This window comes from Streptomyces pluripotens, from assembly GCF_000802245.2.
Lineage (GTDB): Bacteria > Actinomycetota > Actinomycetes > Streptomycetales > Streptomycetaceae > Streptomyces > Streptomyces pluripotens.
On the sequence record NZ_CP021080.1, the window covers coordinates 1,995,673 to 2,011,740 of the forward strand.

The window sequence follows — 16,068 nt, forward strand, 5'->3', positions numbered from 1 at the left end:
CATGGCGAAGATCAAGCCCAGCAAGGGCGCCCCGTATGCACGCATCCTCGGCGTCGGCGGTTACCGGCCGACCCGGGTGGTGCCCAACGAGGTGATCCTGGAGAAGATCGACTCGTCCGACGAGTGGATCCGCTCGCGCTCCGGCATCGAGACCCGGCACTGGGCGGGTCCCGAGGAGACCGTGGCCGCGATGGCCATCGAGGCCTCCGGAAAGGCGATCGCGGACTCCGGCATCGGCGCCGAGCAGATCGGCGCGGTGGTCGTCTCGACCGTCTCGCACTTCAGTCAGACCCCGGCCATCGCCACCGAGATCGCCGACAAGCTCGGCACCGACAGGGCCGCGGCGTTCGACATCTCAGCGGGATGTGCCGGCTTCGGCTACGGCCTGACCCTCGCCAAGGGCATGGTGGTGGAAGGGTCCGCCGAGTACGTGCTCGTCATCGGCGTGGAGCGGCTGAGCGACCTGACCGACCTGGAGGACCGGGCGACGGCCTTCCTGTTCGGCGACGGCGCCGGCGCGGCCATCGTCGGTCCTTCCCAGGAGCCGGCGATCGGCCCGACCGTGTGGGGCTCCGAGGGCGACAAGGCCGACACGATCAAGCAGACCGTCCCATGGGACCGGTTCCTCCCCCACCCTCGGCTTCGCTCGGGAGGGGGGACCCCCACCGGCGACCTCGCCGAGCTGCCCCTGGACGACGAGGGCGACGTCAAGTTCCCCGCGATCACCCAGGAAGGCCAGGCGGTGTTCCGCTGGGCCGTGTTCGAGATGGCGAAGGTCGCCCAGCAAGCGCTGGACGCGGCCGGAATCACCGCGGACGACCTGGACGTCTTCATCCCGCACCAGGCCAATGTGCGGATCATCGACTCGATGGTGAAGACCCTCAAACTGCCGGAGCACGTCACGGTCGCCCGTGACATCCGCACCACCGGCAACACCTCGGCCGCCTCGATCCCGCTCGCGATGGAGCGGCTTCTGGCGACCGGGGAGGCGAAGAGCGGTGACACCGCGCTCGTCATCGGATTCGGGGCGGGTCTCGTCTACGCCGCCACGGTCGTTACCCTCCCCTAGGCACTCCGTGCCGGATCGTACGATCCGGCACGGAAAAACTGCCGCAACCTCTGAAATATCGAAGAAGGAGCGCCTGACATGGCCGCCACTCAGGAAGAGATCGTCGCCGGTCTCGCCGAGATCGTGAACGAGATCGCCGGGATCCCCACCGAGGACGTCCAGCTGGACAAGTCCTTCACCGACGACCTGGACGTCGACTCGCTGTCCATGGTCGAGGTCGTCGTCGCCGCCGAGGAGCGCTTCGACGTGAAGATCCCGGACGAGGACGTCAAGAACCTCAAGACCGTCGGCGACGCGACCGAGTACATCCTCAAGCACCAGAGCTGAGTCGCCCTCAGCCCCTGAGGCTGCAAGGCCCCGCCACCCGGCGGTGGCGCCGTAGAATCCCGCATCCGTTGGAGAAAGAATTCCCGTGAGCCCGACCAATCGCACCGTGGTCGTCACCGGTATCGGCGCAACCACACCGCTGGGTGGCGACGCAGCCTCGACCTGGGAGGGTCTGGTCGCCGGCAAGTCCGGTGTCAAACCCCTGGGACAGGACTGGGCGGCCGATCAGGCCGTCCGTATCGCAGCCCCGGTCGCCGTGGAGCCCACCGAGGTCATCCCGCGGCCACAGGCCCGCAGGCTGGACCGGTCGGCCCAGTTCGCGCTGATCGCCGCTCAGGAGGCCTGGAAGGACGCGGGCTTCACCGGCAAGGCCGGCGACGACGGCAGCGTCGACCCGGACCGGCTGGGCACTGTCATCGCCTCCGGCATCGGCGGTGTGACGACGCTGCTCGACCAGTACGACGTGCTCAGGGAGAAGGGCGTCCGCCGTGTCTCCCCGCACACCGTTCCCATGCTGATGCCGAACGGCCCCTCGGCCAACGTGGGCCTGCTCGTGGGCGCCCGCGCGGGCGTGCACACACCGGTCTCCGCGTGTGCGTCGGGTGCCGAGGCCATCGGCTACGCCATCGAGATGATCCGTACCGGCCGGGCCGACGTGGTCGTCGCCGGTGGTACCGAGGCGGCCATCCACCCGCTGCCGATCGCCGCGTTCGGCAACATGATGGCGATGTCCAAGAACAACGACGACCCGCAGGGCGCCTCGCGTCCCTACGACGTCGACCGCGACGGCTTCGTCCTGGGCGAGGGCGCCGGCGTGCTCGTCCTGGAGTCCGCCGAGCACGCCGCGAAGCGCGGGGCGCGCGTCTACGCGGAGGCCGTCGGGCAGGGCATCTCCGCCGACAGCCATGACATCGTGCAGCCGGAGCCCGAGGGCCGCGGCATCTCCCACGCACTGCAGCACCTGCTGGACAGCACCGATCTGAACCCGGCCGAGATCGTCCACGTCAACGCGCACGCGACCTCGACGCCCGCCGGCGACATCGCCGAGCTGAAGGCGCTACGGAAGGTGCTGGGCGATGACGCGGACCACATCGCGGTGTCCGCGACCAAGTCGATGACCGGGCATCTGCTCGGTGGCGCGGGTGGTGTGGAGTCGGTGGCGACCGTGCTCGCGCTGTACCACCGGGTGGCTCCGCCGACCATCAACGTCGAGAACATCGACCCCGAGGCCGAGGCGAACGCGGACGTGGTCCGCGGTGAGGCGCGCAAGCTCCCGGTCGAGGGCCGTCTCGCCGCCCTGAACGACTCGTTCGGGTTCGGCGGACACAACGTGGTACTGGCGTTCCGCACCGTCTGAGTGCACGTAGAAGGGCCCCACCGGTGAGTTCACCGGTGGGGCCCTTCCGCGTGCTCACACCACCTGGTGCAGCCAGCGCACCGGTGCGCCCTCTCCCGCATAGCGGAACGGCTCCAGCTCGTCGTCCCACGGCTTGCCCAGGAGCTTGGACAGTTCGGCCTCCAGGTCCGTCTCTCCCCGCTGGCTGCGCAGCAGGGCCGCGCGGAGCCGGTCCTCGGGGATGAGGATGTCGCCGTGGATGCCGGTGACGGCGTGGAAGATGCCGAGGTCGGGGGTGCAGCTGTAGCGCTCGCCCTCGGCGGTCGGGCAGGGCTCGGCAGTCACCTCGAAGCGCAGCAGGTGCCAGCCGCGCAGTGCCGAGGCGAGCTTGGACGCGGTGCCGGCCTCGCCCTGCCAGGAGAACTCCGAGCGCCAGGTGCCGGGCGCCGCGGGCTGCCGGATCCAGTCGAGGTTGACGCGCGCGCCGAGCACCCCGGCGACGGCCCACTCGACATGCGGGCACAGCGCGCGCGGCGCGGAGTGCACGTACAGAACTCCACGTGTCGTCACCGGAACCTCCGGGCAGAGCGGGACATCTTGCGGACTGGCTGGGCGGCAGTGGCACGACGGCCGCGTTGATGGCGAGGCTACCCTGCGGCGGTGCAAGGAGTGTGACGTACCGTCGGTCCCAGCGCCAGGAAACCGCCGCCATTCACCCAGGGGGACGCTTGTACGGGGGTGCGCCGTTCCAGCGCGCCCAGCCGGGAACCCTCACACGTTGTGATGGGAGGAAGCACCACCGAGGCTACGGCCGCGCAGCGGCCGGGCACCGCCCAGGGCGGTGAGGCGACGACGAGGGGATCAAGCAGGTGATGCGGAAGCGAAGCAACCGTACGCGGGCCGCTCTCACCATCGTGACGGCCGCCGTGTTGGGCCTCGCCGGGTGCGGCGCCCAGGGCGGGGGTTCGCCCGCACCGAAGGACAGCAGGACGCGGGGGACGGCGCCCGCACCGGCGTGGAACCGCAGCCCGGACTCGATCGCCGCGGTCGGCGACTCCATCACCCGCGGTTTCGACGCGTGCACGGTGTTCTCCGACTGTCCCGAGGTGTCGTGGGCGACGGGCAGCGATGCCAAGGTGGACAGTCTGGCGGTACGGCTGCTCGGAGTGACCGGGGCGGCGCAACGCAGCTGGAACTACGCGGTGACCGGCGCCCGGATGGCTGACCTGCCGGAGCAGATGGCGCAGGCGGCGGCGCGCCGCCCGGAGTTGGTGACGGTGATGGTCGGCGCGAACGACGCCTGCCGGACGTCGGCGTCGGCGATGACCCCGGTGCCCCGTTTCCGCGCGGAGTTCGAGGAGGCACTGCGCACCCTGCGCGCGTCGCTGCCGAAGACGCAGGTGTACGTGGCGAGCGTGCCGAATCTGAAGCGGTTGTGGTCCGAGGGCCGTACCAGTCCGCTGGGCAAACAGGTGTGGAAACTGGGTGTCTGCCCATCGATGCTGGCCGACGCGGACGACCTGACGGGGGCCGCCACCCGGCGGCGGGACCAGGTGCAGCAACAGGTGGTGGCGTACAACAGGGTGCTCCAGGAGGTCTGTGCCACGTACCGCCGCTGCCGTTTCGACGGCAACGCGGTCTACGACTACCGCTTCGACACCGACCAGCTCAGCCACTGGGACTGGTTCCACCCCAGCAGGGACGGCCAGGCCCGGTTGGCAGCGATCGCGTACCGGACGATCACCGCCTAGTGCCGCGGCAGGCGACGTTTGCCCGTCAAAGAGCGGCGTCCGGTGCGTGCTCTGGGGTCCTCCGGCCGGAGTCTGGGGAGTGCCGGCGTCGCTCTTCGGTGCGGAAGCAGGTTCACGCAGGACCTGTGGGACGCGGTGCCGGACGTGCATGCGCCGGGGCATTGGTCCAGGGGGCGACGAGCAGCCGGGTCACGCGGTGGCGTCCTCCGTGCCGGGCCGCCCGCCGGGGGCGGGCTCGCCGCCGACGCTCTCCTCGCCCAGCAGGTCTCGGGCGAGGAGCGTGGCCCCCGCAACCGCACCCGGCATCAGGAACACCGCAACGAACGGAACCAGGAAGGCCAGGCCCAGAGGGGTGCCGAAGCCCCAGACCAGCGCCTTCCGGGAGCGGAGCAGGACGAGCCGGGGTCGCAGTTCGACACCCCGGCGCTGCAGGGCCACTGCGGTCAGTTCCTCAGTGAGGAAGAAGCCGGTGACGAAGAAACCGATCACCGGGACGGCGGTCTGCCCGACGAACGGCAGGAAGCTCAGAGCGAAGAGCAGAACGCCCCACACACCGGCCCGGCCCAGGATGCGCAGGCTGTCGCGGGCCGAGATCCACAGGTCGCGCCAGAGGGGGAGGTCCGACTGTGGGGCGGTGCCGTCGGGCGAGACATCGGCGTCGGCCTGCTCCGACAGTTTCTCGTAGAAAGGCTGGCCCACCAGGAGGGTGACGGCGGTGAACGTCAGCACCGCCAGCAGCAGGCCGAGGACGAAGAGGACGGCCGTCAACAGCCCGCGGAACAGGCCTTGCCAGGGGCCTGCCCAGTCATCAGCGAACGGTGTCGCCCAGGTGACCGCGTCCCCGCCCCAGGCGGCGAGCACGACCAGCGCCACCGTGTACAGGACCAGCGTGATCAGGCCGGGCAGCAGGCCGTATCCGTATCTTCGACCGTGCCGGACCACCCAGCGATGGCCCTTCACCAGATAACCGAACCCCGCCCCGAGATCACGCATGACGGAGACCTTACCCAAGGTGGGTCCGCCCGCCGGGGCGCGCTCAGGCGTCGAGCATCCTGCGCAGCAGGTCGCGCAGCGAGCGCCGTTCGGCTTCGGAGAGACCGGCCAGGGGTTCACGCGCGAAGTGCAGGCCCTCGCGCAGGTCCTGGGCGACCCGCCGGCCCTCGTCCGTGGCGGCGGCGACCTTCACCCGGCGGTCGGCCGGATCGGAGCGGCGCTCCACCAGTCCGCGGGACTCCAGGCGGTCCACGATCCCGGTCACGTTGGACGGTTCGCACTTGAGCTTCAGGGCCAGCTTGCGCATGGGCAGCGGCTCCAGCGCGAGCAGGCTGAGGAGCCGGGCCTGCGGACCGGTCAGCGTGTGCTCGCCCGCCGCCTTCTCGTAGTCCGCGTAGAAGCGGGCCACGACATCACCGATCAACTCGACGACCTCCATGGTGAGGGCGTCAGCGCGGGGGGTCTGCGAGGGAGAAGACGTGAAAGACGCGGAGGACGTGGAGGACATGCTCTCCAGAATACCCGGTTACTTGACATTCTGAAATATTCACGTGCAGGATTGTTTCAGGCACTGAAGTATCTGCCGCACCCGAGCACGTCCAAGGAAGGTCGCGCACCATGCCCGAGTCCGCCGCACTCCCCTCCGTCAGCCGTGAGTGGCACCTGCTGAGCCGCCCGGTCGGCTGGCCGAAGCCCGAGGACTTCGCCCTCGTCGAGACCCCGGTCCCCGCCCCGAGCGAGGGCGAGGTCCTGGTGCGGAACGAATACCTCTCCGTCGACCCCTACATGCGCGGCCGAATGAGTGCCGCGAAGTCGTACGCCGCCCCCTTCGAGCTGGGCGAGGCCATGCAGGGCGGCGCGATCGGCGAGGTCATCGCCTCCAACGCCGAGGGGATCGCGGTGGGCGACCACCTCCTGCACTTCCTCGGTTGGCGCGAGTATGCGGTCCTGGACGCGCGGAACGCCGTCAAGGTCAACCCGGAGGTCGCCCCCTTGTCGACGTACCTCGGCGTCCTCGGCATGACCGGCCTGACCGCCTACGCCGGTCTGCTGCGCACCGCCTCCTTCAAGGAGGGCGACATCGTCTTCGTCTCCGGCGCGGCCGGCGCCGTGGGCAGCCAGGTCGGGCAGATCGCCAAGCTCAAGGGAGCCGCGCGGGTCATCGGCTCGGCCGGGTCCGACGAGAAGGTCAAGCTGCTGGTCGAGGAGTACGGGTTCGACGCCGCGTTCAACTACAAGAGCGGGCCGGTGAGCGAGCAGCTGCGGGAGGCCGCGCCGGACGGTATCGACGTCTACTTCGACAACGTGGGCGGGGACCACCTGGAGGCGGCCATCGGGTCGCTGAACCAGGGCGGGCGCATCGCCGTCTGCGGCATGATCTCGATCTACAACAACACCGAGCCGGCCCCGGGCCCACGGAATCTCGCGCGCCTGATCCAGACCCGCGGCCGCATCGAGGGCTTCCTGGTCGGCGACCACTACGACTTGCAGTCGCAGTTCGTGCAGGAGGTCGGCCCCTGGGTCGCCTCGGGACGGTTGAAGTACCGCGAGACGATCGTCGAGGGCATCGAGAACAACCTGGAGGCATTCCTCGGGGTCCTGCGTGGCGACAACACGGGCAAGATGATCGTCAAGCTCTGACCCCTGGCCCATACTTTCCGGCATGCGGTACTTTCTTTCCGAAATCCGCCGTCGATCGTGGGCGCGAGTCGCGGCGGACCGAGGAGGAAGACAACCGCATGCCCATTCAGCACTCCGACGTCCTGTACACCGCCGTCGCCACCGCCGAGAACGGCCGAGACGGCCGCGTCGCCACCGACGACGGCCGACTCGACGTCGTCGTGAACCCGCCCAAGGAGATGGGCGGCAACGGCGCCGGCACCAACCCGGAGCAGTTGTTCGCCGCCGGGTACAGCGCCTGCTTCCAGGGCGCGCTGGGTGTGGTAGCCCGCCAGGCGGGCGCCGACGTCTCCGGCTCCACCGTCACCGTGAAGGTCGGCATCGGCAAGAACGCCGACGGTTTCGGGATCATCGTGGAGATCTCGGCACACCTCCCGAACGTCAACGACCACGCCGCGCGCGCCTTGCTGGAGAAGGCTCACCAGGTGTGCCCGTACTCGAAGGCGACGCGCGGGAACATCACCGTGACGCTGGTCTGAGAACCAGCGTCACGGACGGCGGCGGCCGCACCCCGGACGTGGGGTGCGGCCTTGGCCACGGGACGGCCAGGGGCGACGGGTCCGAGGGGAGGGCTGCGCCCGCCGGGCCATTCGCACCGCCGGTACCCCTCGGGGCACGGTCAGCCCGCCGCAGCCGCCCGGTGTGCCGCCTGCGCCAGCCGGTCGTTCTCCGGTGCCGCGCCGCCCGGAAAGGCGAAGCGGCGACGGGTGTAGCCGTAGGCGAGGCGACTGCGGGGGTCGGCGAAGGCCTGGGTGCCGTTCGCACCGCTGTGGCCGATCGTGCCGGCGCCGAGGAAGGGGTGCCAGGTGTCCGCGGTCGCCTGGAAGCCGAGACCGAAGGACTTGTGGGCACGGGCCACCAGGTCGTGGCCGGTGGAGTGGATCTGCCCGAACTCCGCGACCGTGTCCTCCTTCAGCAGCGGGGCCTTGCCGTCAACCTCGCTGACGGCCGCCGCGTACATCCCCGCGAGACCGCGCGCCGAGGCGACCCCGCCCACCGAGGCCGGCCCCTTCGCCCGGATCAGCGGCTCATTCAGCAGGGCTTCGAGATCGGTCGGCTCCGTCCCATGCTGATTGAAGGCGATCGCCGTGAGGGTGTGCGGACCCGTCGGTGCGGCGTCGAGGAGGGCCTGCTGTTCCGGAGTCGGCAGCAGCGGCTGCACCGCCCGGAAGCTCGGCTCCCGGGCGGCCGGCAGACCCAGGTGGAAGCCGAGGCCGTGGGGGGCGCGGATCCGCTCCTCGTACACCTCCTGGACGGTCCGGCCCGTCGCCCGCCGGACGACCTCGCCGATCAGCGCGCCGACCACCAGGGCGTGGTAGCCGAACGCCGTTCCCGGTCGCCAGAACGGCCGCTGGTCGGCGAGGCGTTCGGCGATCGCCCGGTCGTCGGCCAGCTCCGCGAGGGTGAACCCGGTGTCGGTGCCGATGAGCCCCGCACGATGGGAGAGCACGTCCCGCAGGGTCAGTCCGCCCTTGCCCTCCGCACCGAACTCCGGCCAGTAGTAAGTGACTTTCCGGTCCGGCTCCAGTGTGCCGTCCTGCACGAGCAGTGCCACGACCATGTGGGTCGCGCCCTTGGCAGCCGAGTACACGCCGAAGAGCGAGTCGCCCGTCACGTCCTCACCCGCCCACAGGTCCACGACCCGGCGTCCGTCGACGTACACACACAACTGACCCTCGTAGTCCTGCCGTTCCCCGGCAACGACGGCGGCGAACTCCTCACGCACCGTTTCGAAGCCGTCGGCGACCGTACCGTGGACGGTGATCTCCTGCGTCATCCGCTCTCCTCAACTGAGCCGCTGTCCGCTGCTCCCCCTCGGCACGACGCCCGCACGGCGTGGGACGTCCCCGAGACCGGTACGGCGTGGTGTGCCTGTCCGACTCAACCGTCCCGAGGCTCCGTGGGTGTCATCGATGCCCCGGATGGCGGATGCGACGGTGCGGTGTACGGGGCACGCCACCGACGCGGCTCATGTGCACCGTCGCAGGATGCGGGAAGGTGTTGGGGGGGTGATGGTTCCGGCGTCGGATCGGAGGTCGTCTGCGCCGCCATCGGAATCGCGGCAGGCCCGGTCGCGGCCGGGCCTCCCGGAACCGTGGAGGTCACACCGGTGCCGGTGCGTCACCGGCGAGCGGACATACCGGACGACGGTAGCGACTCCCTTGGGACGTGAACCAGCTCACATCACAGGGGAGTTGAACACCACAGCCGCCCCCTCCGTATCCAAGGGCGGTCCGTGCTCCTCCGCACGTGCCGACCCGGACGGAGGTTCCCTTGCCTGACAACGTCACCTCGTTGTTCCGCAACGCCACCGCGCACAGCCCTTCGATGGCAGCGCTGACGCGGGAGAACGACGGGTCGGGCCCGGTGGATTTCTGCGTCCCGTGCAACCCGTACTTCCCCACGGCGGCCATGGTCGAAGAGCTGACGTCCCGGTTGCACGAAATCATCACGTACTACCCCAGTGATGCCGACACCATCACCGCGGAGCTGTGCGATCTCCTGCGCCTGCCGCCGCAATGCGTGGCGATGGGCAACGGTTCCACGGAACTGATCACGTGGATCGACCACCTCCTGGTCCGCGAGTCCCTCGCCGTCCCCGTCCCCACCTTCGGCCGCTGGACCGACCAACCGATGGAAACCGGCAAGCGGGTCGACATGTTCCCGCTCCAGGAGGCGAACGACTTCGCCCTGGACCCCTCGCAGTACGGCGAGTTCATCCACACCCGGGGCACTCGCGTCGCGGTCGTCTGCAACCCGAACAACCCCGATGGCGGCTATCTGAGCCGCCAGTCGGTGGTCCGGTTCCTGGACGCGATGGCAGACCTCGACCTGGTGATCGTGGACGAGTCCTTCCTGGAGTTCGCCGACGCCGAAGCGGAACCGAGCGTCGTCGAGGAGGCCATACTCCGACCCAACGTGATCGTGCTGCGCAGCCTCGGCAAGAACTTCGGTCTGCACGGCATACGCTTCGGCTACATGGTGGCGAACCCGGGCCTGGCGGGCAGGGTCCGCTCGATGCTGCCCAAGTGGAACCTCAACACCTTCGTCGAGCACGTGGTGTTCATGCTGAAGGAGTACGGCGCCGAGTACGCGCACAGCCTCCAGCAGATCCGCCACGACCGCCTGGACATGGCCAGCCGCCTCTCCGCACTACCCGGCCTCACGGTGTACCCGTCCCAGGGCAACTTCCTCTTCGTGCGCTTGCCCCTCGGAGCCGACGGCACAGTGGTCCGGGACCGGATGCTCGCCGAGCACCGGATCCTGGTCCGCGAGTGCGGCAACAAGATCGGCTCCTCCAGCCGCTTCCTGAGACTCGTCGTGCGCCCCCAGGTCGACGTGCGTCGCCTGGTGTCCGGCCTGGAGCAAGTGCTCTACGAGTCCGGGAGGAAGGCCGCCGTACCCGAGCTGGGTACCGGGACCAACTACAGCTCGGGTACGGCGGCGGTGGACCGGCTGGTCAGCGAGACCAACGGCGGTGGCACACAGCTCGCCGTCCCCACCCATGCCGCCGGTATCGGCATGCCGCTCCCCGCCGCCGCTGCGCCGACCGGCGGCGGGATGCCGATGCCGGTGGGGGCTCAGGACACGGGGATGCCGGAGCCGGTGGCGGCGCCCACGACGGAACCGGCACCCGCACCCGCCCCGGCCCCGGCCCCCGCACCTGCAGCGCTCCCGGCCCCCGGGCCACTACCGGTCCCGGCAACCCCTCCACCGGCACCCGCGCCCGCACCGGCTGCCGCGGCAGGTCCCACTCCACCGGGCGTCCCGGCGCGCGGTGGCCTCACCGCTGCCCAGGTACGCGGTATGACGGCTCCGGGCGTCCCCGCCCCGGGCCTCACCCCCGCCCCGGCGACCGGCTGGCCCCATGCCCAGAGCTGGCCGAACGCGGCGGGGGTGGATCAGGCGGGGTAACCGACGGGAGACCGTGAAGGACCGGTCCGCGCAGAGTCCGGCCCTCGGCCGTTCGGTGACCGGTGTCGTCTCGTCCTCAGAGGTCCCGGGTGGTGAGGCGTCGGCCGTCCCGGGCGAGGAGGATGAGGTTCCACGCGGTGGAGTCGTCGCCGTCGTCCCCGTCCCACCAGGTCGCGAACGCGTCGGCCAGTCGCTGCACATCAGCTTTCGCGCTCTTGTCGGTGTAGGAAGTAGTGAGTTCGACGTCGTAGTCCCGGTCTCCTAGGTGAACGAGAACGGCCTGGCCCGCATGCCGGGCGGGCTGCTTCCTCCCGTTCCCGACGGCCCAGGTCTGGAACCGGGCGAGGAGGTCCGGGGCGGATTCGCGACGCGTCACCGGCCGAACCGGCGGTTGACGGTCCGTTCCCGTTCCCATGGCCTGCGTGCAGCCCAACACCCAGGCGCCCCGGTCCCTCTCCACCACGTTCTGCGGCCGGGCCGTCAGGGACCGGCGGACGCAGCCTCCCCACACCGTCTCCCGGACCGCGGCACCCTTGCCACCGCTCTCGAAGAGCCGCCGCCCCACACGCCACCCCGCGTCGTACGCCGCTTCATAGCCGCGCTCGGCGACGGCACGGGACACGGACGGACGCGGCTTCGCGCCACTGCCACTGCCACTGCCACTGCCACAGGACACGACCATCAGGCCCAGTAGGCTCACCACGACCGCCGGTGTAACTAGCCGTGCCCGTGCCGGTATACGCATGCCCCGTTCTCCCTCTCGACGCCTGTGACGGTCCAACCGGTGAGAGCCGTCCGACGAAGGCCTGGTTGCTCCGGGAAGCCCAGTCGGAGGAAATGACCCAGGCACATGCCGTGCCAGGACAGATTCCGGCCGCTCCGGCACGGTCGGGGCCGCCCGCCTGCGGGCAGGCGGGCGGCCCGGCCCTCACTGCGCCGGGCACTCCTTCCACGCCAGGTGGTACACCGTGCTGATGTCGCCGTCGGTCGAGTCCATCGTCATGAAGCTGACCTTGTCCGGGGCCGTGCTCCCGGCACTCACCCGCAGCTCGGTGTTGATGTTGAAGTTGCGGAGGACTCCGCAGGGTGCCCAGACCAGCTGGGCCCAGTCCGTGCTGTCGGTGGCCTGCCAGTCATCGTTGTAGGGGCCGTTGAAGGAGTGGGTCCTGGGCACGGTGGTCGGTGAGCCCTGGAAGTAGTACGAGGCCTTCTGCGTGCCGGTCGCACCGGACTGGAGGGACAAAAAGCCGCGGTAGTCCGCGCTGGCGATGGCGTAGGTGAAGCCCTGGGGGACGTGTACCACCAGGTTGAGCTGGCAGTTCTTGCGGAAGGCCGTAGGAGAGGAGTCGCCTCCGGCCTGGGCCAGGTAGTTGCTGTAGGTCACCGTGAAGGCCGTGTTGTCCAGGGAGACGGCGACCGCGGCCGTGCCCGCCGGACAGCCGGAGCCGTTCACCGTCGCCACGTCGATGACGATCTTGTCCGGGGGCGGGTCGTCGAAGACGGAGGAGGGGCTCTGGGCGGGCAACGCGGTGGTGAGAAGAGCGGCGACGGCGCCGCTCAGGAGGAGTCCACCAGTCATGGTTTCTCCCGGTCGTCGGGTGGGGGGGTGCCTCCGGCCGCCCCTTCACCTTTGACGAATCTGTGTGCTGTCTGTGAAAGAAGCGGGGAGGTGTGGGTAGCGTAGAAAGCCCCGTCCTGGCCGGACAGCGTGAACTCCGGCCATTCACAGCGGGGTTTTCACGGCCTCACCCGTGTTCCCCGTTTCCTCCCCGATGCGGTCACCCTGCCGTACGGCCGGATCAGGAACCCCCGTACCGCGTAATCCGCCCGTGCCGCAATGCCCGTGTGCGCGCCCTGGAGAGCCCTGCATGGACAATGACCGGACCCGCGCCCCGTAAGATCGCCCGGGAGGATCCACCTTGGCGCTCAGCAGACGTACTTTCAGTGCCCTGGCCGGCTCGGCCGCGCTCGGCCTCGCCCTGGGCGGTAGTGGCGGCCCCGGCGCACCCTCGGCGTACGCGGCACGCAGTGTGCCGACCGGCCCCGCGCCGGCCCCACCGCGCGCGGACGGCGAGCAGCACACCATCGGGTACGACCACTACTCACTGCTCGTCGACGGCAGGCGTCTGGTGGTCTGGTCCGGCGAGATGCATCCGTTCCGGCTACCGAGCCCGTCACTGTGGCGGGACGTCCTGCAGAAGATGCGCGCCCACGGCTATAACACCGTCAGCATCTACGTGGCCTGGAACTATCACTCCCCCGCGCCCGGCTCGTACGACTTCACCGGGGTCCGGGACCTCGACCTCTTCCTGCGCATGGCCGCCGAAACCGGGCTGTATGTCATCCTGCGGCCCGGCCCGTACATCAACGCCGAGGTCGACGGCGGCGGCTTCCCCGGTTGGCTGACGGCGACGCATGGCACGGCGCGGACCGATGACCCCACATATCTGTCCCACGTGGACGAGTGGTTGACGCAGGTCGACCGGATCGCGCGCAAGCACCTGTTCACCCAGGGCACCGGCACGATCCTGCTCTACCAGATCGAGAACGAGTACGACTCCCACGTCGGCGAGGCGGCCGGCCGGGACTACATGGCCCATCTGTACAGGAAAGTACGGGCGGACGGCATCGACGTCCCACTGTTCCACAACGACAAGGGGCGCAACGGCTACTGGACTCCCGGGTCGTTCGACACCGGCGGGGAGAGGGGCGGTTGGCTGTACGGGTTCGACGGGTACCCGTCGCCCGCCACGACCCCTCCGGACTGGGGGCACTACGGGCGCGGCGGAATGAAGGGCGGGGCCACCGCCTCACCCTCCACGCCGGGGTTCGTACCCGAGTTCGGGGGCGGATGGTTCGACCCGTGGGGCGGGGCCTGGTTCGACGGCAAGGGGTACGCGGAAGCGCGGCGCACCCGGGACGCGGCCTACGAGCGCCGCTTCTATCTGACCAACCTCGCCAACGGGCTCACCCTGCACAACGTGTACATGACCTTCGGCGGGACCTCATGGGGCTGGCTGCCCGCGCCGGTCGTCTACACCTCGTATGACTACGGGGCCGCGATCGACGAAGGGCGGAACGTCACCGACAAGATCGCGCCGCTGCACCAGATCGGACATCTGGTGCAGCGCGTTCCCGACTTCGCCAAGCTGGATGAGGCGGATGCGGTGAAGGCAGCGGGACTGAAGGTCTATCACCTGACCAATCCGGACACCGGCACGCACGTGTACGTGGCGCGCAACGACGGCAGCGGCACCGTCACCACCACCCTGCCGACGGACGCCGGCGACCTGCGCATCACCGTGCCCGGCAAGGACGCCAAGCTGCTGGTCACCGGGCTCCGGCTGGGCACGCGGACGCTGAAGTACTCCACCGCCCAGCCCTCGATGTGTCTGAGGGCGGGCCGACAGGACATCGCCCTGTTCACCGGGCGGCGCGGCGACATGGCTGAGCTGGTGCTGAAGTGCCCGGACGGCACCGACGTCATGCGGCTGGACCCCGAGGCCGGCTGGGCCTCCGACGGCAACGACGTGCATGTGAACGCGCCCCTCGGGCAGGGCGGGCTGACCCGAGTGCTGGTGCGGGACGGCGAGAACGACACCCCGCTCCTGCTCCTCTTCGCCGACGACGCCACCTCCGTACGCCTGTTCCCCTACGACACTCCGACCGGAACCGTACTGGTGTACGGTCCGGCGCTGCTGCGCCATGTCGAAGTCCGCGGCTCCGAGGTGCACGCGACCGGGGACATCACCGGGACGACCGTCCTGGAGGTATGGGGTCCACGCGGGATCAGGACATTGGTGTGGAACGGACGCACCGTCCCCACCCGGGTGACCGCCTCCGGCAGCCTGATGACCACCGGTCTGCTGCCCGCCGTGCCCGAGGTGCGGCTGCCCGAACTGGGTGGCTGGCGGATGCGGACGGAGAACCCTGAGGCAGGTCCCGGCTTCGACGACTCGTCGTGGAAGGCCGCCGACAGGACGACGTCGTACAGCACCACCCCGGTCCCCGACGGTGGGCCGGTGCTGTTCGCCGACGACTACGGCTTCCACTACGGAGATGTTTGGTACCGGGGCACGTTCACCGGGTCCAGTGACATCGAGGAAGTCTCGCTCGCCTACAGCAGCGGTACACAAGGGCTGTTGATGGCATGGCTGGACGGAGAGCCGCTGGGCACTCACCGGATGCCCGTACCGGACAAGAAGACCACCATCCGCAAGGGCAGTTGGGCGACCACGGTGGCCTTCCCGGTGCGGGAGCAGTTGCGCTCCCCCGGTCGGCACGTGCTGTCCGTGCTGGTCCGGCGCATGCAGCACGACGAGGACGGCACGGCGCACGACACCCACAAGGCAGCACGCGGACTGACGGCGGCCATCTTCAAGGGCGCCTCGCCGAAGGTCTCTTGGCGCATCCAGGGCGAGGGCGCCCCCGACCCGGTACGCGGTCCGTTGAACAACGGTGGCCTGTACGGGGAGCGGGAGGGCTGGCACCTGCCCGGCTTCCCGGACCGGGACTGGGAGACGGTGTCCTTCCCACGGTCCGTGCGGCGGCAGGGCGTGACCTGGTACCGGACCGACTTCCGCCTGTCGGTGCCGGCCGACGTCGACGCGTCCGTCGGGCTGGTCCTGGAGGACGACCCAAACCGGTCCTACCGGGCGCAGATCTTCCTCAACGGCTGGAACATGGGCCAGTACATCAATGACGTCGGCCCGCAGCACACCTTCGTGCTGCCGAACGGCATCCTGCGCACCCGGGGCAACAACACCCTCGCCCTGGCGGTCCTTTCGGAACTCACCACGCTGTCCGGCCCGGGCAAGGTGCGCCTGAGACTATGGGGCACTGCGGCCGGAGGGATTCCGGTGAACACCGTGCCCTCCCCCGGCCGCTGAACAGCCCGGGGACGGGCCGACCCGGTCACGTTCCAGGACAGCGGCTCCGGTACGACGGTGAGGGTGGCCGCCCCGCGGGACCGTGTTCTCCACGGTGTGCGCGGTGGC

The 16,068-nt window shown here is 69.9% G+C and carries 14 protein-coding genes; 8 read left to right on the top strand and 6 right to left on the bottom strand.

What is annotated here, in order from left to right; genetic code table 11:
- The first annotated feature begins 1 nt into the window (after window position 1).
- The 3 genes from LK06_RS08855 to fabF all read left to right on the top strand — a co-directional run bounded on the left by LK06_RS08855 (window position 2) and on the right by fabF (window position 2,753).
- On the top strand, window positions 2-1,069 hold the full coding sequence (locus tag LK06_RS08855; RefSeq protein ID WP_039654508.1) for a ketoacyl-ACP synthase III: 1,068 nt from the start codon (window positions 2-4) through the stop codon (window positions 1,067-1,069).
- A 78-nt stretch (window positions 1,070-1,147) separates the two neighbouring features.
- Window positions 1,148-1,396, top strand: a complete 249-nt coding sequence (locus LK06_RS08860; protein WP_028422278.1) for an acyl carrier protein — start codon at window positions 1,148-1,150, stop codon at window positions 1,394-1,396.
- A gap of 85 nt (window positions 1,397-1,481) precedes the next feature.
- The gene (fabF, locus tag LK06_RS08865) at window positions 1,482-2,753 is read left to right on the top strand and encodes a beta-ketoacyl-ACP synthase II (RefSeq protein WP_039654509.1); all 1,272 of its coding nucleotides are present in this window, start codon (window positions 1,482-1,484) and stop codon (window positions 2,751-2,753) included.
- A 54-nt stretch (window positions 2,754-2,807) separates the two neighbouring features.
- Here the strand turns inward: fabF and LK06_RS08870 are convergent, their stop codons facing one another.
- Window positions 2,808-3,302 (bottom strand): DUF3145 domain-containing protein, encoded by a 495-nt coding sequence (locus LK06_RS08870; protein ID WP_039654510.1) that lies wholly within the window; start codon window positions 3,300-3,302, stop codon window positions 2,808-2,810.
- A gap of 302 nt (window positions 3,303-3,604) precedes the next feature.
- Here LK06_RS08870 and LK06_RS08875 point away from each other — a divergent pair, with 302 nt between their 5' ends.
- Complete coding sequence (locus LK06_RS08875; RefSeq protein WP_039654512.1) at window positions 3,605-4,483, top strand: SGNH/GDSL hydrolase family protein; 879 nt, start codon at window positions 3,605-3,607, stop codon at window positions 4,481-4,483.
- Window positions 4,484-4,672: 189 nt separating this feature from the next.
- Here LK06_RS08875 and LK06_RS08880 read toward each other — a convergent pair whose 3' ends face one another.
- Both LK06_RS08880 and LK06_RS08885 read right to left on the bottom strand, forming a co-directional pair.
- Entirely contained in the window at window positions 4,673-5,476 is an 804-nt protein-coding gene (locus tag LK06_RS08880) for an EI24 domain-containing protein (protein WP_039654513.1), read from the bottom strand.
- Window positions 5,477-5,519: 43 nt separating this feature from the next.
- On the bottom strand, window positions 5,520-5,984 hold the full coding sequence (locus LK06_RS08885; protein ID WP_039654514.1) for a MarR family winged helix-turn-helix transcriptional regulator: 465 nt from the start codon (window positions 5,982-5,984) through the stop codon (window positions 5,520-5,522).
- A gap of 110 nt (window positions 5,985-6,094) precedes the next feature.
- Between LK06_RS08885 and LK06_RS08890 the strand changes: the two genes are divergently transcribed.
- Together LK06_RS08890 and LK06_RS08895 are read left to right on the top strand one after the other, a co-directional pair.
- Window positions 6,095-7,117, top strand: a complete 1,023-nt coding sequence (locus tag LK06_RS08890) for an NADP-dependent oxidoreductase (RefSeq protein ID WP_039654515.1) — start codon at window positions 6,095-6,097, stop codon at window positions 7,115-7,117.
- A 98-nt stretch (window positions 7,118-7,215) separates the two neighbouring features.
- Window positions 7,216-7,635, top strand: coding sequence for an organic hydroperoxide resistance protein (locus LK06_RS08895; protein WP_039654516.1), 420 nt, complete (start codon window positions 7,216-7,218; stop codon window positions 7,633-7,635).
- A gap of 140 nt (window positions 7,636-7,775) precedes the next feature.
- Here LK06_RS08895 and LK06_RS08900 read toward each other — a convergent pair whose 3' ends face one another.
- Window positions 7,776-8,933, bottom strand: a complete 1,158-nt coding sequence (locus tag LK06_RS08900) for an EstA family serine hydrolase (protein WP_039654517.1) — start codon at window positions 8,931-8,933, stop codon at window positions 7,776-7,778.
- 497 nt (window positions 8,934-9,430) lie between these two features.
- Here LK06_RS08900 and LK06_RS08905 point away from each other — a divergent pair, with 497 nt between their 5' ends.
- A complete protein-coding gene (locus LK06_RS08905; protein WP_043433533.1) occupies window positions 9,431-11,071 on the top strand; it encodes a pyridoxal phosphate-dependent aminotransferase in 1,641 nt (546 codons plus the stop codon).
- A gap of 76 nt (window positions 11,072-11,147) precedes the next feature.
- Here LK06_RS08905 and LK06_RS08910 read toward each other — a convergent pair whose 3' ends face one another.
- Both LK06_RS08910 and LK06_RS08915 read right to left on the bottom strand, forming a co-directional pair.
- A complete protein-coding gene (locus LK06_RS08910) occupies window positions 11,148-11,816 on the bottom strand; it encodes a hypothetical protein (protein WP_043433535.1) in 669 nt (222 codons plus the stop codon).
- A gap of 183 nt (window positions 11,817-11,999) precedes the next feature.
- Window positions 12,000-12,650, bottom strand: coding sequence for a DUF4360 domain-containing protein (locus tag LK06_RS08915; protein WP_039654520.1), 651 nt, complete (start codon window positions 12,648-12,650; stop codon window positions 12,000-12,002).
- A 340-nt stretch (window positions 12,651-12,990) separates the two neighbouring features.
- Between LK06_RS08915 and LK06_RS08920 the strand changes: the two genes are divergently transcribed.
- Window positions 12,991-15,960 carry a glycoside hydrolase family 35 protein gene (locus LK06_RS08920; RefSeq protein ID WP_086083218.1) on the top strand — a complete coding sequence of 990 codons (2,970 nt, stop codon included), beginning with the start codon at window positions 12,991-12,993 and terminating at the stop codon, window positions 15,958-15,960.
- Window positions 15,961-16,068 lie beyond the last annotated feature (108 nt).

Excerpts from the sequence above, each read along its gene's own strand:
- LK06_RS08910 (WP_043433535.1), bottom strand. The coding sequence starts at position 11,816 with ATGCGTATACCGGCACGGGCACGGCTAGTTACACCGGCGGTCGTGGTG.
- LK06_RS08855 (WP_039654508.1), top strand. The coding sequence starts at position 2 with ATGGCGAAGATCAAGCCCAGCAAGGGCGCCCCGTATGCACGCATCCTC.
- LK06_RS08915 (WP_039654520.1), bottom strand. The coding sequence starts at position 12,650 with ATGACTGGTGGACTCCTCCTGAGCGGCGCCGTCGCCGCTCTTCTCACC.
- LK06_RS08890 (WP_039654515.1), top strand. The coding sequence starts at position 6,095 with ATGCCCGAGTCCGCCGCACTCCCCTCCGTCAGCCGTGAGTGGCACCTG.
- LK06_RS08875 (WP_039654512.1), top strand. The coding sequence starts at position 3,605 with ATGCGGAAGCGAAGCAACCGTACGCGGGCCGCTCTCACCATCGTGACG.
- LK06_RS08900 (WP_039654517.1), bottom strand. The coding sequence starts at position 8,933 with ATGACGCAGGAGATCACCGTCCACGGTACGGTCGCCGACGGCTTCGAA.
- LK06_RS08895 (WP_039654516.1), top strand. The coding sequence starts at position 7,216 with ATGCCCATTCAGCACTCCGACGTCCTGTACACCGCCGTCGCCACCGCC.
- LK06_RS08885 (WP_039654514.1), bottom strand. The coding sequence starts at position 5,984 with ATGTCCTCCACGTCCTCCGCGTCTTTCACGTCTTCTCCCTCGCAGACC.
- LK06_RS08880 (WP_039654513.1), bottom strand. The coding sequence starts at position 5,476 with ATGCGTGATCTCGGGGCGGGGTTCGGTTATCTGGTGAAGGGCCATCGC.
- LK06_RS08860 (WP_028422278.1), top strand. The coding sequence starts at position 1,148 with ATGGCCGCCACTCAGGAAGAGATCGTCGCCGGTCTCGCCGAGATCGTG.